We start from the raw sequence: 24,588 nt of genomic DNA, 5'->3' as shown, positions 1-24,588 counted from the left end.
CCAACCTGCCTGGAATCCGATCATGTTAATCGCCAGCGACCTGTCCCTGCGACGCGGCAGCAAAACCATCCTGCGCAACCTCAGCCTGCATATCCGGCCGGGCGAAATCGTCGCCCTGCTGGGCCGTAACGGCGCCGGCAAAAGCACTTTGCTGAAAGCCATGTCGGGCGAATTCCACGGCAAGCTGCAAAACAACGACGCCCTGCTGACCGGTGATATCGCGCTCGACGGCGTGCCGCTGGCGCGCATGACGCCGCAGCAACTGGCGACTGCCCGCGCAGTGCTGCCGCAAAGCGTGCAGTTTTCGTTTCCGTTCACGGCCATGGAAATCGCCCTGCTGGGCCGCTATCCGCATGGCGACGGCAACAGCCTCGGCGATCGTCTGATCGCGATGGAAGCACTGGCTTTGGCCGGCGCCGCGGCGCTGGCGGAGCGCGACGTCACCACGCTCTCCGGCGGCGAACTGGCGCGGGTACAGTTCGCCCGGGTGCTGGCGCAGTTGCGGCCGCAACATGGCGACGAAGGTATGCCGCCCAGCCCGCGCTACCTGTTGCTGGACGAACCGACCGCAGCGCTGGACCTGGCGCACCAGCACCATTTGCTTGGCACCCTGCGGCAATTGGCGAAAGAATGGAATCTCGGCGTGCTGGCGATCATGCATGATCCCAACCTGGCTGCGCGTTATGCCGACCAGCTGGCCTGGCTGGCGGACGGCGCCTTGCTGGTGCAAGACACGCCGGCGCTGACCATGACGCCGCATGTGGTCAAGGCTTGCCTGGGGATTGATGTCGAGGTGATCCGGCAAAGCGGCAAACCGCCGTTTGCGATGCCGGCTTGACGTCACCCGCAACCGGGCCGGCAACAGATCGACGCCGGCGATGTTGTTTCAGCTTTCCTCGTCCGGCGCCAGTTCCGGGTCCTTGCCCAGCAGCAGCTGCGCGGCGTCGCTCGGCAAGGCTTCCACCGATTTCAGCTTGCGCGCCATCTGGCGGCTGCGTACTTCAGCCTGGTCGATATTCTTGGCAGCCCGTTCCAGGGTCAGCTTGGTGGCCGCCAGGACGTCGCCGAACTTGCCGAATTCGGTCTTGACCGCCCCCAGCACTTGCCATACTTCCGACGAGCGTTTCTCCAGCGCCAGCGTCCTGAATCCCATCTGCAAGCTGTTCAGCAATGCCGACAAGGTTGACGGGCCGGCGATGCTGATCCGGTGCACGCGCTGCAATTCGTCGGCCAGGCCGGGACGACGCATGACCTCGGCGTACAAGCCTTCGGTCGGCAGGAACAGGATGGCGAAATCGGTGGTCAGCGGCGGCGACAGGTATTTCTCGGCGATGGTCTTGGCTTCGCCGCGCACCGCCCGCTCCAGCTCGCGCGAGGCTTGCGCCACGCCTTCGGCATCGGCGCGGTCGGCAGCGTCGGCCAGGCGCTCGTATTGTTCCTTCGGGAACTTGGCGTCGATCGGCATCCACACCGGCGTGCCGCCATCGTCGTTGCCGGGCAGCTTGATGGCGAACTCGACCCGTTCGCCGCTGCCGGGAACGGTTTCCACGTTCTTTGCGTATTGCTCCGGCGTCAGCACCTGTTCCAACAGCATTTCCAGCTGCACTTCACCCCAGGTGCCGCGCGTCTTGACGTTGGTCAGCACCCGCTTGAGGTCGCCGACGCCGATCGCCAGCTGCTGCATCTCGCCCAGGCCCTGATGGACTTTTTCCAGGCGGTCGGACACGATCTTGAACGATTCGCCCAGGCGCTGCTCCAGCGTTGCGTGCAGTTTTTCATCGACGGTCTTGCGCATTTCTTCCAGCCGCAAGCCATTGTCGTTTTGCAGATCCTTGATCTTGGCCTCCAGCGTGGCGCGCACTTCCGCCATGCGCTGCGCATTCGATTCGGTCAGCGCCGCCAGCGTCTGGTTCAGCGTATCGCCGAAACGTTTCAGCGACTGCGCCTGTTCCTCGCGATTGGTCTGCGCCTGCTGGTTCATCGCCAGCCGCATGCTGTCGAGCTGCTGGGCGTTGGTTTCGTTGAGCTTGACCAGTTGCTGGGCGAAGGCATCGATCTGGTTGTTTTGCAAGGTGGCGACGCTGGTCATCTGCGCTGCCAGCGTCTGCTGCAGCTGGCCGAAATTGCTGCCCAGTTCCTGCCGCATGCCCTGGGCGCTGGTCTGCACCTCGCTGCGCAGTTCGCGCTGCTGGCGTTCGCCGATATCTTGTTGGTGGCGCTGCAGGTCGTTTTGCAGCTGCGCCAGCTGCTGCGCCGGATCGGCGCCGCGCGAGCCGCGGACGATGGCAATAATCTGCAGCACGATGAGAACGGCGGCGACGGCGAGCAGGATGAGCAGTTCGGTTGATGTCATGTATTCTTCAATAGGCTAAAAATGGATTGCGTTGAAATCACGGCTGACTCTCGGCTTGATTATCTGCCTTGTTGCGCATCCAGTCGGCAGTCTGGAAGAAGGACGTCAGCAAATGCTCCTGCAGCCTTTCCTCCATGCCGACATCCTGCATCGCCAGCGCCATGCAGCGCAGCCACTGGTCGCGTTCCGGCGTCGCGATCGCATACGGCAGGTGGCGCGCGCGCAGGCGCGGATGGCCGAAGCGTTCTATGTACAGGTCGGGGCCACCGCTCCAGCCGCTCAGGAACCAGTAGAACTTGTCGCGCGAACCGTCGAGCGTGGTCGGATGCAAGGCCCGGATCACGGCGAACTGCGGCTCCAGGTCCATCAAGTCGTAGAAGCGGTCGACCAACTCGCGCAGCTTGCCGGCGCCGCCTATCATGTCGTAGAGACTGGCTTGTTCCTGGTCCCCCGGCTCGCTGGCGGAAGTAGTGTGTTCTGTAGTCATGGGGAGATAGTGTTAGCGTAAGCTGGCATTATCCTCTAATTGACGTAACTCAGTGCCCCCGCCGCGCGGGGCGTCAGGCTTCGCGCAGGGTTTGCAGGGGCGGCTGGTTCAATACATGGCGCAGGCCGACCCAGCCGCCGGCAAACGTGCAGGCGGCGCCGATCGCCATCCCCGCCAGCCACACCAGCGGGCTGAAGGTCCAGGTAAAGCTGAATACGTAATGCGCCAGCGCCCAGCCGGTTGCCGCGGCGCCGCTGGCCGCCAGGAAGCCGGCCAGGCTGCCGATCAGGGCAAACTCGATCCATTGCGATTGCGACAGCTGCTTGCGGGTTGCGCCCAGCGCACGCAGCAGGCCGGCTTCGCGGGTGCGCTCGTCTTGCGAGCCGACCAGGGCCGCGTACAGCACCAGCGCGCCAGACAGCAGGGTAAACAGGAAAAGGAACTCGACCGCCGCCACCACCTGGTCGATCACGCCCTGGATCTGCTTGATCACGCTGCCGATATCGACCACCGTCAGGTTGGGAAAATCGCGCGTCAGCTGGTTGCCGAAATTGATATGCGCATCCGGCAGATTGAAAGCGGTGATCCAGGTTTGCGGCATCTCGGTCATCAGCTTGGGGTTGAGGATGACAAAGAAGTTCACGCGCATCGAGCCCCATTCCAGCTTGCGCAGGCTGGTAACCGGCGCGGTCACCAGCTGGCCGGCGATGTCGAATTGCAGCTTGTCGCCCAGCTTCAGGTTCAAGGTCTTGGCCAGGCCCTCCTCAACCGATGCCTCGGGCCGGCTATCGTCGAACCAGCGGCCGGCGGTCACCGTGTTCTGCGCCGGCACCTGGTTCATGGTGGACAGGTTGAACTCACGGTCGACCAGCCGCTTGGCGCGGTCGTCGGGATAGGTGTCAGCGGTGATCGGCTTGCCGTTGACCTGGGTCAGGCGGCCGCGGATCATCGGGAACAGCTGCGGCTGGGCGATGCCGGCCGCTTGCAGGCGTTGCGTGATATCGGCGCGCTGGTCGTCCTGGATATTGATCACAAAGCGGTTGGGCGCGTCCGCCGGCGTGGCCTGGCGCCAGGCGCCGACCAGGTCGCCGCGGATCACCGTCAGCAGCAGCAAGGCCATCAGCCCCAGCGACAAGGCGACAATCTGGACCACGGTGGCCACCGGCCGCCGCTGCAGCGCGGTCAGCGCAAAACGCCAGCTCGGATGACGCGACAGGCCGCGCACATGGCGCGAACCTTTCAACGCCAGCCAGCCGAGCAAGGCGAACAAGCCGAAGCCGCCCAAGAATCCGAGCGCCGTCAGCAGGCCCAGCTTGATATCGCCGGCCTGCCACAGCAGCAAGCCGACAAATGTCAGCGTGCCGAGCAGGTAAGTCGCCAGCACCAGCGCTTGCGGCGCATCCTGCTCGCGCCGGATCACGCGGTTGTGCGGCACGTTGCGCAGTTGCAGGATAGGCGGCAAGGCAAACCCGACCAGCAGCAGCAAGCCGGTGACCAGGCCCTGTGCCGCAGGCAACACGCTGGCGGGCGGCAAGTCGCTGGCGACAAACGTGCCCAGCAAATCCAGCAGCATGAAATGCGCGCCGAAACCCAGCGCGACGCCGACCAGGCTGCCGGCCAGCCCGACCAGCAGGAATTCCAGCAAATACAGCTGCGTTACCTGGTTCTGCGTCAAACCCAGGCAACGCAGCATAGCGCAGGCGTCCAGGTGGCGCAGCATGAAGCGGCGCGCCGCCATCGCCACCGCTACCGCCGCCAGCAGGGCCGACAGCAAACCGACCAGCGACAGGAACTGCTGGCCGCGATCGAGCGTCGCGCGCATTTCAGGACGGCCGTTTTCCAGGCCCTCGATACGCACGCCCTTGAGGTTTTCGCGGCTGATGTCGCTTTCCACCCATTGCTGGAAATCCTGCACCTGCTGCGGCGCGCCGGCCAGCAGCAGGCGGTAGGTCACGCGCGAACCGTCCTGCACCAGGTTGGTGGAAGCCAGGTCGGCCATGGACAGCATCACGCGCGGCGCAAAATTGATGAAGCCGCTGCCGCGGTCGGGTTCGACCACCAGCACCTTGGCTATCTTGAATGTACGGTCGCCCAGCTTGAGCGGATCGCCCACCGCCAGGTTGAGCGCGCTCAGCATGTTGGCGTCCAGCCATACCGTGCCTGCGGCGGGAACCTGCCGGGTAACTGTATCGGTCCCGCCCAGCTTGTCGGCGACCACCAGGCTGCCGCGCAGCGGGTAGCCGGCGCTGACGGCTTTGAGCGAAGCCAGCTGCGACCGGGCGCTGTCGCCCTCGTCGGCAATGGCCATGCTGGGAAATACCACCGTGTCGGCCAGGGTCAGCCGGCGCCGTTGCGCCTCGCTGCGCCAGCCGGGGCTGATGCGCTGGTCACCGGATATCAGCAGGTCGGCGCCCAGCAGCTGGTGCGCATCGCGGCTCAGGCCGGCGCGCATCCTGTCTACAAAAAAGCCGACTGCCGACAAGGAGGCGACGGCCACGATCAGTGCTATCAGCAAGAAACGTAATTCACCCGCGCGCCAGTCGCGGCGGGTCATGCGTAGGGACTGCAAAAATATCATCCTGGATCCGGTAGTTGAACGGGTGCGAGTGTGCATTTTTCCGGCTCTCTGGCTAGGCGCGACGACGACGTGTACTCCATTCCACTAGGAGGAGCAACGACGGCAGAGAGCCGGAAAAGTGTGCAATCGCACCCGTAGCGCTCTCACAAAAAAATGAGCGTCATTAAAAAAAAGAAAGTCACAATACGTAAAACTTGTCAGATATCAGTGAGCGGTCAACTACCGGATCCAGGATTATGTAGCAAGCCTTTGGAAAACCCAACGCAGGCCGCGCCACAATTTAGGCAGCAGCCAGATCGCAAACAGGAAAAACAGGAACAGGAAGGCAAACAGCAGCCAGGGATGGAAAAACGCTGCCCACAGGCCGCCCATCACGGTCGCGTCTTCGGCAAACGAGGCGGTCCAGTTGCTCAGCGGTTCCGGCGTGGTGTTGATCATGGCCCGGCTGCCGGCCTTGGTGGCATGGGCGCCCAGTGCAAACGTGCCGCCGATCAGCGCCGCTATCGTGGTCCAGGCCGGGTCCATGTGGCCCATGGCGGCCACCGCCAGGATGGCGCCGGCCGGAATCCGGATGAAGGTGTGGACCGCGTCCCAGACCGAATCGAGGCCGGGAATCTTGTCGACCAGGAACTCGATGGCGCCCAGCAGGCCGGTCACGCCGATCACCCATGGCGATTCCAGTACTTGCAGCGCCTGCGGCAGGTCGATCCAGCCCATGCGGCCGAACCAGCCGGCGATGAACAGCGCCATGTACAGGCGGAGGCCGCTGGCCCAGGACAAGCCGCCGGCAAGCGCAGCGCTAGATAGTGTATCGATCATGATGTCCCCTCTCCGCGGTCTGGTTCCGTTTTGGCACGCTAGCGCCGATCATCCTAAGTCCGACAGGTTGTTAGCGTAACTTAAATCTACGCCAGCCGCGCAAGAATAGCCATCCCGCCGGCAAAATCTGCCACAGGATTACAGAAAAAGAGGGAAGAAAAGCCGCCGCCGCAACACGGCGGCGCGCTGCCGGATTACCTGGAATCGACCAGCGGCGCAACCTGTACGTCGCCGCACTGGGCGCGGTGGCGCAAGGCATGGTCCATCAGCACCAGGGCCAGCATCGCCTCGGCGATGGGCGTGGCGCGGATGCCGACGCAAGGATCGTGGCGGCCGAAGGTTTCGACCGTGGCCGGATTGCCCTGCTTGTCGATCGACTGGCGCGGGGTGCGGATGCTGGAGGTCGGCTTGATGGCGATCGACACGGTGATGTCCTGGCCGCTGGAAATGCCGCCCAGGATGCCGCCGGCGTTGTTGGTCAGGAAGCCGTGGCGGGTGATTTCATCGCCGTGCTGCGATCCCCGTTGCGCCACCGAGGCAAAGCCGGCGCCGATTTCCACGCCCTTGACGGCGTTGATGCCCATCATGGCGTAGCCGATTTCGGCGTCCAGCTTGTCGTACAAAGGCTCGCCCAGGCCGACCGGCACCTTGGAAGCGACGATATCGATGCGCGCGCCGCAGGAATCGCCATCCTTGCGCAAGGCGTCCATGTACGCCTCAAGTTCGGCGATCTGGCTGACGTTGGCGGCAAAAAACGGGTTGTTGGGGACATGGTCCCAGGACTCAAAAGCGACCGGGATTTCACCCAGCTGGCTCATGCAGCCCTTGAAGGTAGTCCCATACTGCTGCAGCAGCCATTTTTTGGCGATGGCCGCGGCGCCGACCATGGGCGCCGTCAGGCGCGCCGACGACCGGCCGCCGCCGCGCGGATCGCGGATGCCGTATTTCTGCCAGTAGGTGAAGTCGGCGTGGCCGGGACGGAAGGTATCGACGATATTGCCGTAATCCTTGCTGCGCTGGTCCTGGTTGCGGATCAGCAGCATGATCGGAGTGCCGGTGGTCTTGCCTTCGTAGACGCCGGACAGGATCTCTACCGTGTCCGGCTCCTGGCGCTGCGTCACGTGGCGCGAAGTGCCGGGCTTGCGGCGGTCCAGGTCAGGCTGGATATCGGCTTCGGACAGTTCCAGGCCAGGCGGGCAGCCATCCACCACGCAGCCGATGGCCGGGCCGTGGGATTCGCCGAAATTGGTGACGCTAAACAGACTGCCGAAGGTATTGCCGGGCATGATGATCCAGATAAAAGGAGGCTGAAAGACATGATTTTACCAGCGCCGCCCCTCAGGGGCTACCTGGCTGGCAAAATCATTGCCTTTTCAGCATCCCCTGGTCAGGGCAGTTTCGCCAGCTGCAGCGTCAGCAGGTCGAAAAAGCCCTGGGTGTCGCCTTCCGTGATCCAGCGTGCGTTCTCGGGGCGCTTGGTCGAACGGTAGTAGTCGACCACGGTGGCGCCGAACGTCAGCCCTTCCCGGGTATCGACCTCGACATTGGCCATTCGGCCCTTGAACAGCTCCGGCCGCAGCAGGTAGCCGATGGTGGTGGCGTCATGCACCGGGCCGCCCGGCAAACCGTACTGCTTGATATCGTGCTCGACATAGGCGTCGAGGATGTCGGCGGCGATCTTGCCGGCCTGGTTGCCGATCTTGCGCAGGCGGTCTATGCGCTCCGGGCTGGTCAGCATCTTGTGCGTCACGTCCAGCGGGATCACGGTGATCGGCAAGCCGCTCTTGAACACCGCGTCGCTGGCGTGCGGATCGGCGAACACGTTGAATTCCGCGGCCGGCGTGATATTGCCGCCGTTGAAATGGGCGCCGCCCATCATCACGATTTCCTTGACGCCCTGCCTGATCCCGGGATTTTCGATCAGCGCCATGGCCAGGTTGGTTTGCGGCCCGAGCGTCACGATCGTCATGCTTTGCGGTTTCGCAGCCAGCAGCGTATCGATCAGGTATTGCACCGCATTGCCTTTGGCCAGCGGCTGTTTCGGCTCGAACACCTTGACGCCGGTGACGCCTTCCGCGCCATGCACTTCGGCGGCATAGATCGGCGTCCTCAGCATCGGGCGGTCGCAGCCGGCATACACCGGCACATCCGGCCGGCTGGCCCATTCGCGCACCATGCGCGCATTGCGCGAGGTGGTGTTCAGCTGCACGTTGCCGGCGACCGTGGTCAGCGCCCGCACGTCCAGCTTGTCGCGGGCCGACAAGGCCAGCAGCAAGGCGATCACGTCGTCGGCGCCAGGGTCGGTGTCGATGATCAGCGGCACGGAGCCAGCCGTCGCCGCCAGGGCTGAACCCATCGGCATGGCGCTGAGCAGCAGGCCGCCGGTCAGCAGCCTGCTGCCCTGGGCCAGGAAATTACGGCGAGCCATGGTGGCATCCTCCAGTGAGTGTCTTGTCATTCTCTGTCCTTTCATCAAGCGTCTGTGACCGGGGTCCGCAGCCGCAGCGGCCGGACTTACAGCCAGGCGCCGCGCAGAGTCTGGACCTGCTGCTGCAAATATTCCGGGGTGGCCTGCTCCGGCGCGACCACATCGCCGACCGCCAGCTGCAAGGCGGACAGCGGACCGCGCTTGAATGAGCGCTGGAAAGGATTGCCCGCGCTGCGGGTCCACATGCTGCCCCACAAGCCGCTCAAGGCCATCGGGATGACCGGCACCGGCGTGCGTTCGACAATTTTACTGATGCCGCCGCGGAATTCGTTCATTTCGCCGGTGCTGGTCAGCTTGCCCTCGGGGAAAATGCAGACCAGGTCGCCGTCTTCCAGCGCCGCTGCGATCTGGTCGAAGGCGCGCTCCATCAGCTGCGGATTCTCCTTGGCCGGCGCAATCGGGATCGCCTTGGCGGTCTTGAACAGCCAGGCCAGCAGCGGGATCTTGAAAATCCGGTGATCCATGACGAAGCGGATTGGCCGCGGGCTGGCGGCCATGATCACGATCGCATCGACGTAGCTGACGTGGTTGCAGACCAGCACCGCGGCGCCCTCGTCCGGGATGCGGTCGCGGTTGACGGTATGCACGCGGTGGATGGTGTGGATCAGTATCCAGGCCGCGAAACGCACCAGGTATTCCGGCACCACGGTGAAGATGTACAGCGCCACCAGCGCATTCAGGATCGCCGTCACCAGGAAAATCTGCGGGATGGTGAAGCCGGATTGCAGCAGCACCATCGCCACCAGCGCCGCCACCACCATGAACAAGGCGTTCATGATATTCATGCCGGCAATGGTGCGCGACAGGTGCCGGCGGTCGCAGCGGGTCTGGATCACCGCGAACAGCGGCACGATGTACAGGCCGCCGAACAGGCCGATCATCACGCAATCGAACAGGATGCGCCAGCTGCCGTGCTGCTGCACGAAACCGGCCATGTCGACCGCCGTGGTGTTGGCATAGCCGATGCTGGCCAGGAACAGGTCGAGGCCGAACACCGACAGGCCGATCGCGCCAAACGGCACCAGGCCGATTTCCACCTTGTGGCCCGACAAGCGTTCGCACAGCAGCGAACCGGCGCCGACGCCGAGCGAGAACACCGTCAGCAGCAGCACAAAAACGCTATGGTCGCCATGCAGGTAGTTTTTCGCGTACAGGGGAAACTGCGCCAGCATGATGGCGCCGTAGAACCAGAACCAGGAATTGGCCAGCATGGCCAGGAACACCGGCCGGTTCTTGCGGGAAAAGCCCAGGTTGCGCACGGTTTCGGTGATCGGATTCCAGTTGATCTTCAGCGCGGGCTCTGCGGCCGGCGTCAGCGGGATGCCGCGGCTGAACAGCCAGCCGACAACCGCGATCGCCACCGTGCCGCCCGCCACCAGTTCGATGCCCCACGGCTTGTGCACCACCAGCACCGCGCCCAGCACTTCGCCCAGCAGGATGCCGACGAAGGTTCCCATTTCGATGATGCCGTTGCCGCCGACCAGTTCGTCCTGGCGCAGCTGCTGCGGCAGGTAGGCGTACTTGACCGGTCCGAAGATGGTCGAATGGATGCCCATGCCGACCACCGCCAGGATCAGCAGCCACAAGGTATGCGTCATCCAGCCGGCGGCGGCGACCGCCATGATGATGATTTCCAGCACCTTGACGTAGCGCGCCAGGCGCGATTTCTCGAACTTGTCGGCGAGCTGGCCGGCGGTCGCCGAAAACACCACGAACGGCAGGATGAACAGGCCCGGGATCAGGTTGTTGAGCAGGCTGACGTCCATGCTGGTCCAGCTCAGCGCTTCGTAGGTCAGGATCGTCAGCAAGGCGGTCTTGAACACGTTGTCGTTGAACGCGCCGAAAAACTGGGTCCAGAAGAAAGGAGCGAAGCGGCGCTGGCGCAGCAGGGAGAATTGACTGGATTTGGACATAGGTAAGCTAACGAGATGGGTCCGTGTTATGGCAAGTGATTATTGTTCTAATATTTTTCGGGCAGCTTACACAAAAAAAACCGTTTGCGGCATCATTTTGCCGCAAACGGTTCTTAACAAACAATAACAAAGCCTATTCGTCGGTGGTGGAAGGCCAGTCGCGGATATACGCTTTCAGCATCTTGTTTTCAAAACCCTGGGCGTCCAGCACCGCCTTCGCCACGTCGTAGAACGACATCACGCCCAGCAAGGTGCGGGCATCCATGATCGGCACGTAACGCGCGTGGCGCTCCAGCATGATGCGGCGCACCTCGTTGACTTCGGTATCCGGCGTGACGGTGATCGGGCTGTCGTCCATGTGCTTGCGCACCGTGTTGCTGCCGACCGCGCCGCCGTTCTGGTGGATCGCATTCATCACTTCGCGGAAGGTCAGCATCCCCACCAGCGTCCCGAACTCCATCACCACCAGCGAACCGATATCTTTTTCCGCCATCGTGTTGACAGCCTCGATCAACGGCGTTTCCGGCGTCACGGTGTAAAGAATATTGCCTTTGACTTTGAGGATTTCAGAAACTTTCATGGGGCCATCCTGCCTTTGCTTGGGTTATGCTTGCCTATATCTCATCTCTTGCGTCGCTTGTATCCAGAATGTAGCTTAAGCGGAGCCAAAAATCTACCGCGCAGCGCAGCATGAATAGAGTGAGTTCTCATATTTCAAGAATCAAAGGAGACAGCCAGCACCATGAGCATTCCCCATTATCCCGGCTTCGACACCTTGTCGCTGCATGCCGGCAGCGTACCCGACCCCGCCACCGGCGCACGCGCCACGCCGATTTACCTGACCTCCGCGTTTGTCTTCAAGGATTCCGACCACGCCGCCTCGCTGTTCAACATGGAGCGCGCCGGCCATGTGTATTCGCGCATTTCCAATCCCACCAACGCGGTGCTGGAAGAACGCATCGCCGCGCTGGAAGGCGGCGTCGCCGGGATTGCCGTCGCCAGCGGCCAGGCTGCCATGCACCTGGGGCTGGCCACCATCGCCGGCGCCGGTTCGCATATCGTGGCGTCGCGCGCGCTGTACGGCGGTTCGCACAACCTGCTGTCGTACACCATGAAGCGCTTCGGCATCGAAACCACCTTCGTCGACCCGAGCGACCTCGACGCCTGGCGCGCCGCAATCCGGCCCAACACCAAAGCCCTGTTCGGCGAAACCCTCGGCAATCCGGGGCTGGATGTGCTGGACATCCCGCGCATCTCGGCCCTGGCCCACGAACACTACCTGCCGCTGATGGTCGACGCCACGTTCACCACGCCGTACCTGCTGAAACCTTTCGAGCACGGCGCCGACCTGGTGTTCCATTCCGCCACCAAATTCCTGTGCGGCCACGGCACCGCGGTCGGCGGCCTGCTGGTGGACGGCGGCACGTTCGACTGGCAGCAGGCATATGACAAAACCGGCCGCTTCGGCGAATTGTGCGAACCGTACGAGGGTTTCCACGGCATGGTGTTTTCCGAAGAATCGACGGTGGCGCCGTTTTCCTTGCGCGCGCGGCGCGAAGGATTGCGCGATTTCGGCGCGGTGATGAGTCCGCACAATGCCTTCGCCATCCTGCAAGGGATAGAGACGCTGGCGCTGCGCATGGAAAAACATGTCGCCAATACTCGCAAGGTGGTCGAATTCCTGGCGGCGCATGCCGCGGTCGAATCGGTGGCATATCCTGAATTGCCTTCGCATCCGGGCCACGCATTGAGCAAGACGCTGCTGCCCAAAGGCTGCGGCGCCGTATTCTCGTTCAACCTCAAGGGCGACCGCGCCGCCGGCCAGCGCATGGTGGAATCGCTCAAGATATTTTCCCACCTGGCCAATGTCGGCGACGCCAAGTCGCTGGTCATCCATCCGGCCTCGACTACCCATTTCCGGGTGCCGAGCGAACAGCTGGCCGCCTCCGGCATCACCGAAGGCACGCTGCGGCTGTCAGTCGGCCTGGAGAACGTGGAAGACCTGATCGAAGACCTGGCTTACGGCCTCAAGATGTCGCAGCGCGCCGAGCGCAAGGGGAAATGAGATGCTGCTGAAAACACAGGGCGCCAATTACGACAGCTATTGTTATACCGGCGGCAAAACCTTCAACCCGGAACTGCCGACCGCGGTATTCATCCACGGCGGCCAGAACGACCACTCGGTCTGGATCCTGCAAACCCGCTACTTCGCCCACCACGGTTTCGGCGTGCTGGCGCCGGACTTGCCGGGACACGGCCGCAGCCAGGGGCCTGCCCTGGCCAGCATCGAGGAATTGTCGGACTGGCTGGATAGTTTGCTGGATGCCGCCGGCGTCACCAAAGCCATCCTGATCGGCCATAGCATGGGTTCGCTGGTCGCGCTGGAGAACGCCGGCCGCGCCGCCGGTTCGACGCGTATCGCCGGCATTGCGCTGGTCGGCACCGCCTATCCGATGAAAGTCGCGGATGCGCTGCTCGATGCCGCCAACAATGCACAGCAGAGCGCGATCGACATGGTGAACATCTGGTCGCATTCGACCATCTCGCCCAAACCTTCGGCGCCGGGCCCGGGCTTCTACGTGCAAGGCGCCAGCCAGCGCCTGATGCAGCGCATCGCGCGGCAGTCGGACAGCAAGCCGACCGTGTTCTATACCGACTTCGCCGCCTGCAACAGCTATGCAAACGGCGAACAGGCGGCGCAGGCGGTGGCTTGCCCGACCCTGTTCCTGCTCGGCCAGCGCGACATCATGACGCCGGCCAAGGCTGCCGCCGGCCTGGTTGCCGCGATCAGGCACGCCAAGGTAGTGCAGGTGGAAGCCAGCGGCCATGCCTTGATGGCGGAGCAGCCGGATGCGGTGCTGGACCATTTGTACAAGTTTGCAACTGAAGCGCTGCGCTCCACGGCGGTTGCGCCTGCCGCTATCGGGGATTAAGCTTAAAGGACAGAAACAGCAAGGAGACGCCATGCCTACTGTGCTTGAAAAGAAATACGAGACCTTCGCCGAGTTCTATCCGAGCTACCTGAGCCAGCACAGCAACCGCACCTGCCGCCAACTGCACTTCGTCGGCTCGACCCTGGCCTTGCTGGCGCTGGTCGCGCTGGTGCTGACCGGTTCCCTGTACTGGCTGCCGGTGGCGCTGGTGTGCGGCTACGGTTTTGCCTGGATCGGCCATTTCGCGTTCGAGAAAAACCGCCCCGCCACCTTCAGGCAGCCGCTTTATTCCCTGCTCGGCGACTGGGTCATGTACTGGCAGATGCTGACCGGCCAGGTTTCTTTTTAATCAACTATGTAAAAAACGGTTCACGGCAATGTGAACCGCTTGTCCCTTAGAATAACGTCTACTTTACATTTAGACATGATGGCAACTGCCAGTCAGGAAACGGGAAATTCATGCACACAAGGGATGCCGCGCTGACGCAGAAGGAACCGGGCCAGGCCGCGGGGCAGGACGCACCCGCCGCCGCGGCAAAACGGCCATTGTTCCTGATGAACTATACAAGGCCGACCTACAACGGCACGGTGCAGGTCAGCTATTTCTGGACGCCGGGATTATTGCGCGGCGGCGACCTCAAGTTCCGGATGTACTAGTCCTTCGGCAAAATACGCTGCCAGCGTCTGTTCCAGGCCGCGTTCGATAGCCGCTTCCACCTGCCACGCCAGCGCCTCGTCGGCCACCTTGCCCGCCACCAGGTTGCACACGAACAGGCGATAGATATCGCTCAGTTTCAGCCGTTCCGGATTCGCCAGCAAAATCCAGCCGTCGACGCTGATGCGCGCTTTGCGCCCCCACTGTGTCCTGACCAGCTTGTCGGCCTGCACCGAACCGACCCAGCCGATCTCCTGCATTTGTTGCAACAAGCTTTCCGATTCGTCAAAACCGAGCCTGGTTGCGCGCCGTATCTGGTCCGCATCCACCGCGGCCGAACTGGCCCCGGTCCTGGCCTGGTGCAGCACACCCAACACCGCCATCGCATCGACAAAAGCGCTGCCCGGAGCCGGCACATGCCACCAGCGCTCGTATTTCACCACCGGCAACGCCGCCACCAGCAAGGCGCCTACCAGTGTGATCATCCACAGCATGTAGATCCACAGCAGGAAAATCGGCAAGGCCGCCAGCGCGCCGTAGACCATGGTGTAGGTCGGGAACTTGATCACGTAGGCGGCAAAAAAGCGTTTGGCGATTTCAAACACGATGCCCGCCAGCAGGCCGCCCCAGACGGCGTCGCGCCAATCCACCCGCTGGTTCGGCACCGCCACGTACAGCAGGGTGAAGGCGCCGGTAGTCAGCGCAACCGACAGCAGCGTATAGAACCATCTGCCGGCCCAGCTCACCACCAGGCCGTTAGCTGCGTCCGACAAATAAGAAGTGACGGTGATCGAGATGCCGATCAGCAAAGGTCCCAGCGTAATGATGGCCCAGTACACCAGCACCCGGTGGATCCACGGCCGCTGCTTCTTGACGCGCCAGATGCGGTTGAACACATGGTCCACCGTCGACATCGTCAGCACCGAAGTGACGATCAGCGCCACCCCGCCGACCGCCGACAGGCGCGCCGACTTGGTGGCGAACTGGTTGAGGTAATCGAGGATGACGTTGGCGACGCCCCTGGGCATCAGGTTTTGCACAAAGTAGTGTTCCAGCGAAGCGCGGAAGGTGCTGAACAGCGGGAATACGGTGAAAATCGCCAAGGCGATGGTCAGCATCGGCACCAGCGCCAGGATGGTGGTGAAGGTCAGGCTGCCGGCCACTTGCGGCAAGCGTTCTTCATCCAGGCGGCGCGCCGCAAAACGAAACAGATCGCGCAATTGCGGCCAGGACAGGCCGCGCAGCCTGGAAAATTTCAATGACTTCATGCTTTCCCTGATTTTGCCTTCCGGAGCGGGCGATTAAAGGCGCGTTTTGCACCATGAACCCACGCTAAAGCGCCCTATAATACCAAAATGAGCTCATCCAATATTACTGTTAACACACCACTCCTGGTCCTGTACTACTCGCGCCATGGTTCGACGCGCAAGCTGGCCGAACTGATCGGCCAGGGCATCGACTCCGTCGCCGGCTGCGAAGCGCGCTTGCGCACGGTGCCGGCGGTATCGACCGTGACCGAAGCCAGCGCGCCGGATATCCCGGCCGAAGGGGCGCCTTACGTCGAACTGGCCGACCTGCAGGAATGCTCCGGCCTGGCGCTGGGATCGCCGACCCGCTTCGGCAACATGGCCGCAGCCATGAAATATTTCTGGGACGGCACCAGCACCGACTGGCTGGCCGGCACCCTGGCTGGCAAGCCGGCTTGCGTATTCACGTCTACCGGCAGCTTGCACGGCGGCCAGGAATCGACCCTGATGTCGATGATGACGCCTTTATTACACCATGGCATGCTGGTGATGGGCTTACCCTACACGCTGCCGGAACTGATGACAACCGCCAGCGGCGGCACGCCGTATGGCGCCAGCCACTGGTCCGGCATGAACGGCACGCATCCGATTTCGGCCGAGAGCCGCACCTTGGCGATCGCCCAGGGCCGGCGGCTGGCGGAAACCGCCTTGAAGTTGAAAACAAGACTCGACATCGCGGGGACATGATGACCACCAAACTGAAACCGGGCGTATCGACCCATCCGCTGCCGCATGCGGCGCGCCAGCCGCGCTTCTTCTATTTCGGCGCGGTCGGCAGCCTGCTCGGCCTGATCGCGCTGGGCCTGGCCTGGGAACTGGCGCTGGCGCCGCTGCGCCCGGGCGGCTCCTGGATGGTGCTGAAGGTGCTGCCGCTGCTGTTCCCGTTGCGCGGCGTGCTCAAGCGCGACGTGTATACGATGCAGTGGGCGTCCATGCTGATCCTGCTCTATTTCACGGAAGGCATCGTGCGCGCCACCAGCGACAGCAGTTTCCTGTCCAGCAGGCTGGGCTGGGTCGAAGTCGCGCTCAGCGTCATCTTTTTCTTTTGCACCATCCTTTATCTGCGGCCTTATAAAAAGGCGGCCAAGGAAGTGGCTAAGCAGGCTATCAAGAAGGCGTCGCAGTAGCATCCGACAATGCGACGGTATGTACTCCGTGGGCCGTTAAATGGGGTCAGAGTAATTTTCGCAAAGGACGCGAAAAAAAACTCTGACCCCATTTAACTATTTTTGTCGAAACCTGGACATGAAAAATACTGAATTCCTTGATGCTTGCCGCAGCGCTATCGGCGCTGCCCATGTGCTTACCGATGAAGCCGATAAAGCCGGTTACCTGACCGACCAGCGCCAACGTTTTACCGGCGCGGCAGTGGCTGTTGTCAAACCGGCTGACACCGCGGAAGTGGCGGCCATCGTGAAACTCTGCGCGCAATTCCAGGTTCCCATCGTGCCTCAGGGCGGCAACACCGGCCTGGTGTTGGGCAGCGTGCCCGACCAGAGCGGTCAGGCCATCGTGCTGTCGCTCAAGCGCCTGAACCGCATCCGCGCGGTCGATGCCGTCAACCACACCATCACCGTCGAAGCCGGCTGCATCCTGCAGCACATCCAGGAAGCCGCCGCCGCCGAGCAAAGCCTGTTTCCGCTGTCGCTGGCGGCCGAAGGCAGCTGCACCATCGGCGGCAACCTGTCGACCAACGCCGGCGGCACCGCGGTGCTCCGCTACGGCAACACGCGCGAACTCTGCCTCGGGCTGGAAGTCGTGACCGCCCAGGGCGACATCCTGCACGGGCTACGCGGCCTGCGCAAAGACAATACCGGCTACGATTTGCGCGACCTGTTCATCGGCGCTGAAGGTACGCTGGGCATCATTACCGCCGCCGTGCTGAAGCTATTCCCGCAACCCAAAGCCCAGCTCACCGCGCTGGCGGCAGTGCAGACGCCGGCCGCCGCGCTGCGCCTGCTGAGCATGGCGCAAGGCCGCTGCGGCGCCACCCTGACCGGCTTCGAACTGATGTCCGACCTGTGCCTGCAGCTGGTCGCCAAGCACTTCCCGCAACTGCAGTTCCCTTTCAGCCAGCGCCATCCCCACTATGTGCTGCTGGAACTGTCCGACAGCGAATCCGCGGACCATGCCAGCGTTTTGCTGGAAGCCGTCATCGGCGATGCGCTGGAACAGGACATCTGCCAGGATGCGGTGCTGGCCAGCTCAAGCGCCCAGTCGCGCGCCCTGTGGCAGCTGCGCGAAAGCATCTCCTCGGCGCAAGCCATGGAAGGCAAGAACATCAAGCACGACATCTCGCTGCCGATTTCCCGCATCGCCGAATTCATCACCGTCACCGACGCCTTGCTGCAACAGCATTTTCCCGGTTGCCGCAATGTCACCTTCGGCCACCTGGGCGACGGCAACCTGCACTACAACGTCTCGCCGCCGGCCGGCTCCTCTGCCGAACAGTTCATAGAACGGCAGGCCGACATCAACCGCGTCGTGCACGACAGCGTCGACCGCATGCAGGGCTCGATCTCGGCCGAGCACGGGCTGGGCACCCTCAAGCGCGAGGAAATCCTGCGCTATAAATCCCCGGTGGAAATTGCGCTGATGAAAACCATCAAACAGGCGCTGGATCCCCTGAACCTGATGAATCCAGGCAAAGTCGTCTAACGCCGGAAGCGGATTCCCGGCCAATGTTGCCGCCTTACAATCTGTTACACCGGCCTTGTATGCGCATGCCGCTGGCGGCGCGTTAATCGGGGGTGTAAGCCGAAAAACTGCATAAGGTGGAACATGCCGACCCTTCCTCGTTACCTGTCGACCGCATTGCTGCTGGGTTCGCTGGCCGCGCTCGATGCCAATGCCCAGACCGCCCAGCCGCCCCTGAACGATTCGGAAAAAGCGCTGCATGTGCTGAACCGGCTGGCCTACGGTCCGCGCCCAGGCGACGTCGACGCCGTCAGGCGCCTCGGCGTCAAGCGCTACATCGAGCAGCAGCTCAATCCCGACAGCCTGCCGCTGCCGCCCGAGCTGGCAGGTAAGCTGTCCTCCTTGACGACTTATCAACTAAGCGCAACCCAGCTCTACCAGCAGTACGGCCCGCCCTCCTTCCCTCCCAATACCGCCACTCCCGAAGAAAAGAACATGGCGCGCCAGCGCGCCAACAAGGACATCACGCCGCAGACCCATTTTTCCCGGCTGTGGCTGGCCACCGAAAGCCCGCGCCAGCTGCAGGAAGTGATGACCGAATTCTGGTTCAACCATTTCAACGTCTTCGAGGGCAAGGAATGGGTGCGCTACTGGAACGGCGAATATGAAAAAGACGTGCTGCGGCCCAACGCGCTCGGCAATTTCCGCCAGCTGCTGGGCGCGGTGGCCCATCATCCGGCAATGCTGTATTACCTCGACAACTGGCTTAGCAGCGGCGCCGGCACGCCGGAGGCCAAAGGCCGCTTCAAGGGACTCAACGAAAATTACGGCCGCGAGCTGCTGGAGCTGCACACCATGGGCGTCGACAGCGGCTACACCCAGGCCGACGTGATTTCCCTGGCGCGCATCCTCAGCGGCTGGACCATCGATGAAAAAGGCATGAAGGATGGCCAGCCGGCTTTCAGCTTCAACCCGCGCCGCCACGATGCCGGCGACAAGGTTTTCCTCGGCCAGGCCATCAAGGGCAGCGGCTACCAGGAAGGCGAACAGGCGCTCGATATCCTGGCGCGCCATCCGGCCACCGCCCACTTCGTGGCCGCCAAGCTGGTCCAGTATTTCGTTTCCGACAAACCTGAACCGGCACTGACGGAAAAGCTGGCGCGCCGCTTCCTGAGCAGCAACGGCGACATCAAGGCGGTGCTCCACACCTTGTTCGAGAGCCCCGAATTCTGGGACCGCGGCAATTACCAGGCCCAGTTCAAGACACCCTATCAATACGTGGTGTCGTCGTTGCGCGCAACCGCGACGCCGGTGCTCAATGTCAGGCCGATCGACGGCGTGCTTAACCAGCTGGGCCAGCCGCTGTATGGCTGGCTGACGCCGGAGGGCTACAAGTTTTCGGAAGAAGCCTGGCTCAACCCTGACGCCCTGCTCCGCCGCATCAATTTCGTCAACGGCCTCAGCAACGGCAAATCGCCGATCGCCCGCAGCGATCCGCCGCCGCTTGTGCCAGGATCAGCGCCCGGATCGCCGCCGGTAGCCGCAGCACCGAATACCGCCGTCCCCATTGATCCGCAACAACTGCTGCAAACCCTGGCGCCGGCGCTGACGCCGCACAGCCTCGGCACGATCGGCGCCGCGCCTGCCAACCTGCAGGTCGGCCTGATACTCGGCAGTCCTGATTTCATGAAAAGATAATCCACGGGAGCCATGTCATGAAGCGTCGTGATTTCATCCGCCAGCTGGGCCTGACCGCCGGCGGCGCCATCCTGATCCCGGTCGGCCTGTCCGGCTGCGTGGTGGCGCCCGCCAGCAAGCCGCAGGCCAAGGCAAAACCTGTCCCGGCCGCCCCTGTCGCCATGGTCGACAGCCCGCTGTCGTACGGCAATCCCTTGCAGCGTCCGCATGCCGCAGGCGACGGCACGCCGCGCATGATCGTGGTATTCCTGCGCGGCGCGGTGGACGGCTTGAATGTCGTGGTGCCGCATGGCGACCACAATTACTACAAGGCGCGGCCAGGCATAGCGGTATCGCGCCCCGGCACCCAGAACGGCGCGATCGACCTGACCGGCTACTTCGGCCTGCATCCGGCGCTGCAAGCGCTGCAGCCGTACTGGGACGACGGCCGGCTGGCCTTCGTGCACGCCTCAGGCTCGCCGGACATGTCGCGTTCGCACTTCGAAGCGCAGGATTACATGGAGACCGGCACGCCGGGCCAGCACAACACCCGCGACGGCTGGATGAACCGCATGCTGGCGCTTATGCCTGGCTTCATGCCCGCATCGCCGTCGCCGATGCAAGCCCTGACCTTGGGCGAATCGGTGCCGCGCATCCTGACCGGACGGGCGGTAGTCGCCAACATGCCGACCGGGCGCGACGCAACCAGGCCGACCCTGATCGACCGCGCCGATGTCAGCCAGGCTTACGCCGAGCTTTATGCGCAAGACGCCGTGCTTGGCAAAAGCTACCGCGACGGCATTTCGGCGCGCAAGGAACTGATGGCCGACGCCAGCAGCTCCGAACAAAAGATGGCGAACAACGGCGCGCCGCTGCCGAACGGCCTGTCGATCGACACCGCCCGCCTGGGACGGCTGATGCGCAGCAATCCCGACATCCGGCTCGGTTTCGTCGCCGTCGGCGGCTGGGACACCCATACCAACCAGGGTAACGGCAACGGCCAGCTGGCCAACCGCCTGCGGCCGCTGGCCGACGGCTTGACCACGCTGGCGCGCGAGCTGGGACCGGCGTTCAACGATACGGTGATTGTGGTGATGTCGGAATTCGGCCGCACCTTCCGCGAAAACGGCAACGGCGGCACCGACCACGGCCACGGCAACGTCATGTGGCTGATGGGCGGCAACGTCCGCGGCCGCACCATCCACGGTTCATGGCCGGGCATCGACGACAAGTCGCTCAACGAAGGGCGCGACCTGGCCATCACCACCGATTTCCGCTCGGTGCTGGCGACGCTGGCGGAAAAACACATGCGGATCGGCGATCCGGCCATGCAGAAGCTGTTTCCGCAATATGGCGCCGGCCACCCGGGCGCCCTGAATCTGCTGGTATAACCGGACCAGGCTCAGGTATCGCAGATACTGCAGCTATGCCCTTTGCAATTGTGCAGCACGCTGCTCCTGCCGGCGCGCGCTTGCGTGCCCGGCCCGGCGGCGCCGCGGCCGGCCAGCTGTTCGGCGCCATTGCGCGCCCGCCAGCGTTCCGCCACGCGCAGCTTGACGTGGCCGCCGGTAAATAAAGGAACGGCAAGGGTCGCCTCGGCGCAGTAGGGACAGGCAAGCGGCTTTTCCAGTGCTTGCAGCGGCAACAGCTTTTCGAAAATGCCATCGCAATGGCTGCAGCGGATGTCGTACAGCGGCATCATTTATCCTTTGGTTGAATTGGACGGGGAACAGGCAGGGCCAAGCCCTGCCGCCGCCGGAACTAAGGTTTCCTGCCCCAGTACGCGTTATCGTTCAGCATCCCCTTGGGCGTGATGTCCTGGTCGAAAATCGAGGTCGGCAAGGACACCGTGCACGCGCAGTTCGGAATATCGACAATGCCGCCGATGCGCCCTTCCACCGGCGCCGCGGTCAGCAGCATGTAGGCCTGGCTGCCGGTATACCCGAAATGGGTCAGGTAATCGATGGCTTTCAGGCAGGCCTGGCGATAGGCCACGGTAGCGTCCAGGTAATAGTTGACGCCGTTCTCGACGCTGATGCCTTCAAAGGTCAGCCACTGCTCGTAATGCGGCTTGACGATGCTGGGCATGAAGATCGGCGAACTGATGTTGTATTTCGCCATGCCGCCCTTGATCAGGTCGAAACCGACGTGGCTGACGCCGTCCATTTCGATGGCGCCGCAAAAGCCGATTTCGCCGTCGCCCTGGGAAAAATGCAGGTCGCCCATGGAGAAACCGGCGCCCTTCACATACACCGGGAAAAAAATCCGGGTGCCGGCAGACAAATCCTTGATATCAGTGTTGCCGCCGTGTTCGCGCGGCGGCACGGTGCGCGCCGCTTCCTTCGCCATGCTGTCGAACTTGGCGCCGCTCAGGCCGCGCAGCACTGCCGTGCTCGGGTCGGGCGGCTTGGCCAGCCCTTTGGCCGCCAGCGGCGCCTCGCGCCGGTTCCATTCCGCCAGCAAATCGTGCGACGGCAGGCAGCCCATCAGGCCCGGATGGGTCAGGCCGGCGATGCGCACGCCGGGAATATGGCGCGAGGTAGCGTACAAGCCTTTCAAGTCCCAGATCGCCTTGTCGGCGTCGGGAAACGTATCGGCCAGGAAACCGCCGCCGTTCTCCTTCGAAAACACGCCGGAAAAACCGACCGGCGTCACCGGCTTGATATCAAGCAGGTCGATCACCAGCAGGTCGCCCGGCTCCGCGCCTTCCACATGGAACGGCCCGGTCAGCGGATGGGCGCGGGTCAGGTCGACGTTCCTGACATCGGAAACGTCATCGTTGTCCTGGATCTGCGCATCCAGGAAATCCAGCGATTCGATCAGGATCGCCTCGCCCGGCTTGACCGACGACAGGAACGGCAGGTCCGGATGCCAGCGGTTATGTCCCAGCTCGGCTTGCTGCGCCAGCGGCACGCCGGGCTTGATCTTGAAATGTTGCATGCGACTCTCCTCTTGGGTGGCTCAATCAGGGTGGTTCATTCAGAAGGAATACCGGGCATCGGACATTCCGGGGCGCCGGCCGTGCTGCGCGTCAGCGCCTCGACCTGGCGCCGCGCCTGCTGCGGATCGTTGACCCAGGTCTTGTAAAAATCGAAGGGGCAGTCGGCGACGCCGGCGGCACTCTCGCCGGAATTGATCTTGCCGGTATACCCGCGGTGCAGCAGCTTGTAGAGATGGTTCTGCGATTGCCAGTTGCGGCGCGCGTCGCGGATCATGCCAAGCGACAGCTCGGCATACTGGATACCCATTTCCTCGGTTCCGCATTCGCCCAGGGTGCGGCCGTCGAAGCCGACGATGGCCGAGTGGCCGAAATAGGAATACACGCCGTCGAAGCCGCTGGCGTTGGCCACCGCCACGTAGACATTGTTCATCCACGCCATCGCCTTCGATACCAGCACCTGCTGCTCCTTGGCCGGGTACATGTAACCCTGGCAGCGCACGATCAGCTCGGCGCCTTTCATCGCGCAGTCGCGCCAGATTTCCGGGTAGTTGCCGTCGTCGCAGATGATCAGGCTGATCTTCAAGCCTTTCGGGCCGTCCGAGACATAGGTGGCGTCGCCCGGATACCAGCCTTCGATCGGCGTCCACGGCATGATCTTGCGGTATTTCTGGACGATCTCGCCTTGGTTGTCCATCAGGATCAGCGTGTTGTAAGGCACCTTGTGCGGATGCTCTTCATGCCGCTCGCCGGTCAACGAGAACACGCCCCAGACATTGGCCTGGCGGCAGGCCTCGGCGAAAACCGCGGTTTCGTCGCCGGGGATGGCGGCGGCGGTATCGAACATCTCTTCGCGGTCGTACATGATGCCGTGGGTCGAATACTCCGGGAAAACCACCAGGTCCAGTCCCGGCAAGCCCTGCTTCATCCCCACCACCATCGCCGCGATGTTGCGGACGTTGGCCATCACTTCCGCCTTGTTGTGCAGGCGCGGCATCTTGTAGTTGACTACCGCAACCCCGACTGCATCCTTGCTGCTGGAAATATCTCCGTGCCTCATGTATCGCTCCTGTGGTCTGGCTGAATCGAATAAGCTGCCCGCTATACGGACAGGTAACGGCTGATGGTCGCGGCGTCGACCTTGTCGCTGGTGTCCTCGTAGACGAAGCGGCCCTTGTCGATCACCAGAAAACGGTCGGCGATTTCCAGCGTAAAGCTGAGGACCTGTTCCGAGACGATGATGGTCAGCTGCCGGATCTTGCGGATCTCCTTCAGGCTGCGCGCGATGTCCTTGATGATCGACGGCTGGATGCCTTCGGTCGGCTCGTCCAGCAGCAGCACCTTGGGGTTGGTGGCCAGCGCGCGCGCAATCGCCAGTTGCTGCTGCTGGCCGCCGGACAAGTTGCCGCCCTTGCGGCCGCGCATTTCGTGCAGCACCGGAAACAAGGCGTACAGCTCGTCCGGCACCTTGCCGAGCGCACTGGCCGGCAAGCCGGTCTGGATGTTTTCCAGCACCGTCATGCCAGGAAAAATCATCCTCCCCTGCGGCACGTAAGCAACGCCGCTGGCGACCCGCTGGTAACTTTCAAGATGGCCCAGTTCCTGGCCGTCGATCTGGATGCTGCCCTCGCGCAGCGGCAGTATCCCCATCAAGGTCTTGAACAAGGTGGTTTTGCCCATGCCGTTGCGGCCCATGACGGCGACGATTTCCTGTTTGCCGACGGCCAGGCTGACATCGTGGATGACCTGGCTCTGGCCATAGCCCGAGGCAAGATGCGAAACATTGAACATAAGCGCTCCGAA

23 protein-coding genes are annotated in these 24,588 nt (G+C 63.0%); 10 read left to right on the top strand and 13 right to left on the bottom strand.

Annotation, left to right across the window (positions count from 1 at the left end; genetic code table 11):
- Positions 1-22: 22 nt before the first annotated feature.
- Positions 23-838, top strand: a complete 816-nt coding sequence (locus BM062_RS02815) for a heme ABC transporter ATP-binding protein (RefSeq protein WP_092392867.1) — start codon at positions 23-25, stop codon at positions 836-838.
- Positions 839-886: 48 nt separating this feature from the next.
- Here the strand turns inward: BM062_RS02815 and rmuC are convergent, their stop codons facing one another.
- From rmuC to BM062_RS02775, 8 genes are all read right to left on the bottom strand, one after another.
- Complete coding sequence (rmuC, locus tag BM062_RS02810) at positions 887-2,353, bottom strand: DNA recombination protein RmuC (RefSeq protein WP_092392865.1); 1,467 nt, start codon at positions 2,351-2,353, stop codon at positions 887-889.
- 37 nt (positions 2,354-2,390) lie between these two features.
- Positions 2,391-2,774 carry a group II truncated hemoglobin gene (locus BM062_RS02805; protein ID WP_371326543.1) on the bottom strand — a complete coding sequence of 128 codons (384 nt, stop codon included), beginning with the start codon at positions 2,772-2,774 and terminating at the stop codon, positions 2,391-2,393.
- Positions 2,775-2,913: 139 nt separating this feature from the next.
- Positions 2,914-5,415: an ABC transporter permease gene (locus tag BM062_RS02800; RefSeq protein ID WP_092393542.1), complete on the bottom strand. Its 2,502-nt coding sequence runs from the start codon at positions 5,413-5,415 to the stop codon at positions 2,914-2,916.
- Between the two features lie 237 nt (positions 5,416-5,652).
- Positions 5,653-6,237 (bottom strand): DUF4126 domain-containing protein, encoded by a 585-nt coding sequence (locus BM062_RS02795; protein ID WP_092392861.1) that lies wholly within the window; start codon positions 6,235-6,237, stop codon positions 5,653-5,655.
- A 194-nt stretch (positions 6,238-6,431) separates the two neighbouring features.
- The gene (gene aroC, locus BM062_RS02790) at positions 6,432-7,523 is read right to left on the bottom strand and encodes a chorismate synthase (protein WP_092392859.1); all 1,092 of its coding nucleotides are present in this window, start codon (positions 7,521-7,523) and stop codon (positions 6,432-6,434) included.
- A gap of 101 nt (positions 7,524-7,624) precedes the next feature.
- Positions 7,625-8,695, bottom strand: a complete 1,071-nt coding sequence (locus tag BM062_RS02785) for a nucleoside hydrolase (protein ID WP_092392857.1) — start codon at positions 8,693-8,695, stop codon at positions 7,625-7,627.
- 56 nt (positions 8,696-8,751) lie between these two features.
- Entirely contained in the window at positions 8,752-10,638 is a 1,887-nt protein-coding gene (locus BM062_RS02780) for an MFS transporter (protein WP_092392855.1), read from the bottom strand.
- A 133-nt stretch (positions 10,639-10,771) separates the two neighbouring features.
- On the bottom strand, positions 10,772-11,218 hold the full coding sequence (locus BM062_RS02775) for a CBS domain-containing protein (protein WP_092392853.1): 447 nt from the start codon (positions 11,216-11,218) through the stop codon (positions 10,772-10,774).
- A 162-nt stretch (positions 11,219-11,380) separates the two neighbouring features.
- Between BM062_RS02775 and BM062_RS02770 the strand changes: the two genes are divergently transcribed.
- The 4 genes from BM062_RS02770 to BM062_RS02755 all read left to right on the top strand — a co-directional run bounded on the left by BM062_RS02770 (position 11,381) and on the right by BM062_RS02755 (position 14,228).
- Positions 11,381-12,703: an O-acetylhomoserine aminocarboxypropyltransferase gene (locus tag BM062_RS02770; protein WP_092392851.1), complete on the top strand. Its 1,323-nt coding sequence runs from the start codon at positions 11,381-11,383 to the stop codon at positions 12,701-12,703.
- A 1-nt stretch (position 12,704) separates the two neighbouring features.
- Entirely contained in the window at positions 12,705-13,571 is an 867-nt protein-coding gene (locus BM062_RS02765; protein ID WP_092392849.1) for an alpha/beta fold hydrolase, read from the top strand.
- A 31-nt stretch (positions 13,572-13,602) separates the two neighbouring features.
- Positions 13,603-13,920: an Mpo1-like protein gene (locus BM062_RS02760; RefSeq protein WP_092392847.1), complete on the top strand. Its 318-nt coding sequence runs from the start codon at positions 13,603-13,605 to the stop codon at positions 13,918-13,920.
- A 110-nt stretch (positions 13,921-14,030) separates the two neighbouring features.
- Positions 14,031-14,228 (top strand): hypothetical protein, encoded by a 198-nt coding sequence (locus BM062_RS02755; protein ID WP_092392845.1) that lies wholly within the window; start codon positions 14,031-14,033, stop codon positions 14,226-14,228.
- Here the strand turns inward: BM062_RS02755 and BM062_RS02750 are convergent.
- Positions 14,190-15,494, bottom strand: a complete 1,305-nt coding sequence (locus tag BM062_RS02750) for a YihY family inner membrane protein (protein WP_092392843.1) — start codon at positions 15,492-15,494, stop codon at positions 14,190-14,192. The genes BM062_RS02755 and BM062_RS02750 overlap by 39 nt on opposite strands.
- A gap of 87 nt (positions 15,495-15,581) precedes the next feature.
- On the opposite strand from BM062_RS02750, the gene wrbA reads away from it, so the two are divergent.
- The 5 genes from wrbA (at position 15,582) to BM062_RS02725 (ending at position 21,238) form a co-directional block, all read left to right on the top strand.
- The gene (gene wrbA, locus BM062_RS02745; protein WP_092392841.1) at positions 15,582-16,220 is read left to right on the top strand and encodes an NAD(P)H:quinone oxidoreductase; all 639 of its coding nucleotides are present in this window, start codon (positions 15,582-15,584) and stop codon (positions 16,218-16,220) included.
- Positions 16,217-16,660 (top strand): DUF2069 domain-containing protein, encoded by a 444-nt coding sequence (locus BM062_RS02740; protein ID WP_254784880.1) that lies wholly within the window; start codon positions 16,217-16,219, stop codon positions 16,658-16,660. The genes wrbA and BM062_RS02740 overlap by 4 nt, the downstream gene beginning before the upstream one ends.
- A 118-nt stretch (positions 16,661-16,778) precedes the next feature.
- Positions 16,779-18,191: an FAD-binding oxidoreductase gene (locus tag BM062_RS02735; protein WP_092392839.1), complete on the top strand. Its 1,413-nt coding sequence runs from the start codon at positions 16,779-16,781 to the stop codon at positions 18,189-18,191.
- A gap of 123 nt (positions 18,192-18,314) precedes the next feature.
- Positions 18,315-19,868, top strand: a complete 1,554-nt coding sequence (locus BM062_RS02730) for a DUF1800 domain-containing protein (RefSeq protein ID WP_092392837.1) — start codon at positions 18,315-18,317, stop codon at positions 19,866-19,868.
- 17 nt (positions 19,869-19,885) lie between these two features.
- On the top strand, positions 19,886-21,238 hold the full coding sequence (locus tag BM062_RS02725) for a DUF1501 domain-containing protein (RefSeq protein WP_092392835.1): 1,353 nt from the start codon (positions 19,886-19,888) through the stop codon (positions 21,236-21,238).
- A gap of 11 nt (positions 21,239-21,249) precedes the next feature.
- Here BM062_RS02725 and BM062_RS02720 read toward each other — a convergent pair whose 3' ends face one another.
- The 4 genes from BM062_RS02720 to urtE all read right to left on the bottom strand — a co-directional run bounded on the left by BM062_RS02720 (position 21,250) and on the right by urtE (position 24,576).
- Positions 21,250-21,546 (bottom strand): FmdB family zinc ribbon protein, encoded by a 297-nt coding sequence (locus tag BM062_RS02720; protein ID WP_092393536.1) that lies wholly within the window; start codon positions 21,544-21,546, stop codon positions 21,250-21,252.
- Between the two features lie 62 nt (positions 21,547-21,608).
- A complete protein-coding gene (fmdA, locus tag BM062_RS02715; protein ID WP_041742133.1) occupies positions 21,609-22,787 on the bottom strand; it encodes a formamidase in 1,179 nt (392 codons plus the stop codon).
- A 35-nt stretch (positions 22,788-22,822) separates the two neighbouring features.
- Positions 22,823-23,845, bottom strand: a complete 1,023-nt coding sequence (locus BM062_RS02710; RefSeq protein ID WP_092392833.1) for an aliphatic amidase — start codon at positions 23,843-23,845, stop codon at positions 22,823-22,825.
- A gap of 41 nt (positions 23,846-23,886) precedes the next feature.
- Positions 23,887-24,576 (bottom strand): urea ABC transporter ATP-binding subunit UrtE, encoded by a 690-nt coding sequence (gene urtE, locus BM062_RS02705; RefSeq protein WP_092392831.1) that lies wholly within the window; start codon positions 24,574-24,576, stop codon positions 23,887-23,889.
- Positions 24,577-24,588: the final 12 nt, after the last annotated feature.

Origin of the sequence: Collimonas sp. OK412, assembly GCF_900112135.1 — a bacterium.
GTDB classification, from domain to species: domain Bacteria; phylum Pseudomonadota; class Gammaproteobacteria; order Burkholderiales; family Burkholderiaceae_D; genus Collimonas; species Collimonas rhizosphaerae.
This window is presented reverse-complemented; position numbering and strand designations above follow the sequence as displayed.

What these genes read in the sequence shown, in the direction of transcription:
- rmuC (WP_092392865.1), bottom strand. Translation starts at nt 2,353, where the DNA reads ATGACATCAACCGAACTGCTCATCCTGCTCGCCGTCGCCGCCGTTCTC.
- BM062_RS02775 (WP_092392853.1), bottom strand. Translation starts at nt 11,218, where the DNA reads ATGAAAGTTTCTGAAATCCTCAAAGTCAAAGGCAATATTCTTTACACC.
- BM062_RS02720 (WP_092393536.1), bottom strand. Translation starts at nt 21,546, where the DNA reads ATGCCGCTGTACGACATCCGCTGCAGCCATTGCGATGGCATTTTCGAA.
- BM062_RS02765 (WP_092392849.1), top strand. Translation starts at nt 12,705, where the DNA reads ATGCTGCTGAAAACACAGGGCGCCAATTACGACAGCTATTGTTATACC.
- BM062_RS02710 (WP_092392833.1), bottom strand. Translation starts at nt 23,845, where the DNA reads ATGAGGCACGGAGATATTTCCAGCAGCAAGGATGCAGTCGGGGTTGCG.
- BM062_RS02770 (WP_092392851.1), top strand. Translation starts at nt 11,381, where the DNA reads ATGAGCATTCCCCATTATCCCGGCTTCGACACCTTGTCGCTGCATGCC.
- BM062_RS02795 (WP_092392861.1), bottom strand. Translation starts at nt 6,237, where the DNA reads ATGATCGATACACTATCTAGCGCTGCGCTTGCCGGCGGCTTGTCCTGG.
- BM062_RS02785 (WP_092392857.1), bottom strand. Translation starts at nt 8,695, where the DNA reads ATGACAAGACACTCACTGGAGGATGCCACCATGGCTCGCCGTAATTTC.
- urtE (WP_092392831.1), bottom strand. Translation starts at nt 24,576, where the DNA reads ATGTTCAATGTTTCGCATCTTGCCTCGGGCTATGGCCAGAGCCAGGTC.
- BM062_RS02780 (WP_092392855.1), bottom strand. Translation starts at nt 10,638, where the DNA reads ATGTCCAAATCCAGTCAATTCTCCCTGCTGCGCCAGCGCCGCTTCGCT.
- BM062_RS02725 (WP_092392835.1), top strand. Translation starts at nt 19,886, where the DNA reads ATGAAGCGTCGTGATTTCATCCGCCAGCTGGGCCTGACCGCCGGCGGC.
- BM062_RS02760 (WP_092392847.1), top strand. Translation starts at nt 13,603, where the DNA reads ATGCCTACTGTGCTTGAAAAGAAATACGAGACCTTCGCCGAGTTCTAT.
- BM062_RS02740 (WP_254784880.1), top strand. Translation starts at nt 16,217, where the DNA reads ATGATGACCACCAAACTGAAACCGGGCGTATCGACCCATCCGCTGCCG.
- BM062_RS02805 (WP_371326543.1), bottom strand. Translation starts at nt 2,774, where the DNA reads ATGATAGGCGGCGCCGGCAAGCTGCGCGAGTTGGTCGACCGCTTCTAC.
- fmdA (WP_041742133.1), bottom strand. Translation starts at nt 22,787, where the DNA reads ATGCAACATTTCAAGATCAAGCCCGGCGTGCCGCTGGCGCAGCAAGCC.
- aroC (WP_092392859.1), bottom strand. Translation starts at nt 7,523, where the DNA reads ATGCCCGGCAATACCTTCGGCAGTCTGTTTAGCGTCACCAATTTCGGC.
- BM062_RS02750 (WP_092392843.1), bottom strand. Translation starts at nt 15,494, where the DNA reads ATGAAGTCATTGAAATTTTCCAGGCTGCGCGGCCTGTCCTGGCCGCAA.
- BM062_RS02755 (WP_092392845.1), top strand. Translation starts at nt 14,031, where the DNA reads ATGCACACAAGGGATGCCGCGCTGACGCAGAAGGAACCGGGCCAGGCC.
- BM062_RS02735 (WP_092392839.1), top strand. Translation starts at nt 16,779, where the DNA reads ATGAAAAATACTGAATTCCTTGATGCTTGCCGCAGCGCTATCGGCGCT.
- BM062_RS02730 (WP_092392837.1), top strand. Translation starts at nt 18,315, where the DNA reads ATGCCGACCCTTCCTCGTTACCTGTCGACCGCATTGCTGCTGGGTTCG.
- BM062_RS02815 (WP_092392867.1), top strand. Translation starts at nt 23, where the DNA reads ATGTTAATCGCCAGCGACCTGTCCCTGCGACGCGGCAGCAAAACCATC.
- wrbA (WP_092392841.1), top strand. Translation starts at nt 15,582, where the DNA reads ATGAGCTCATCCAATATTACTGTTAACACACCACTCCTGGTCCTGTAC.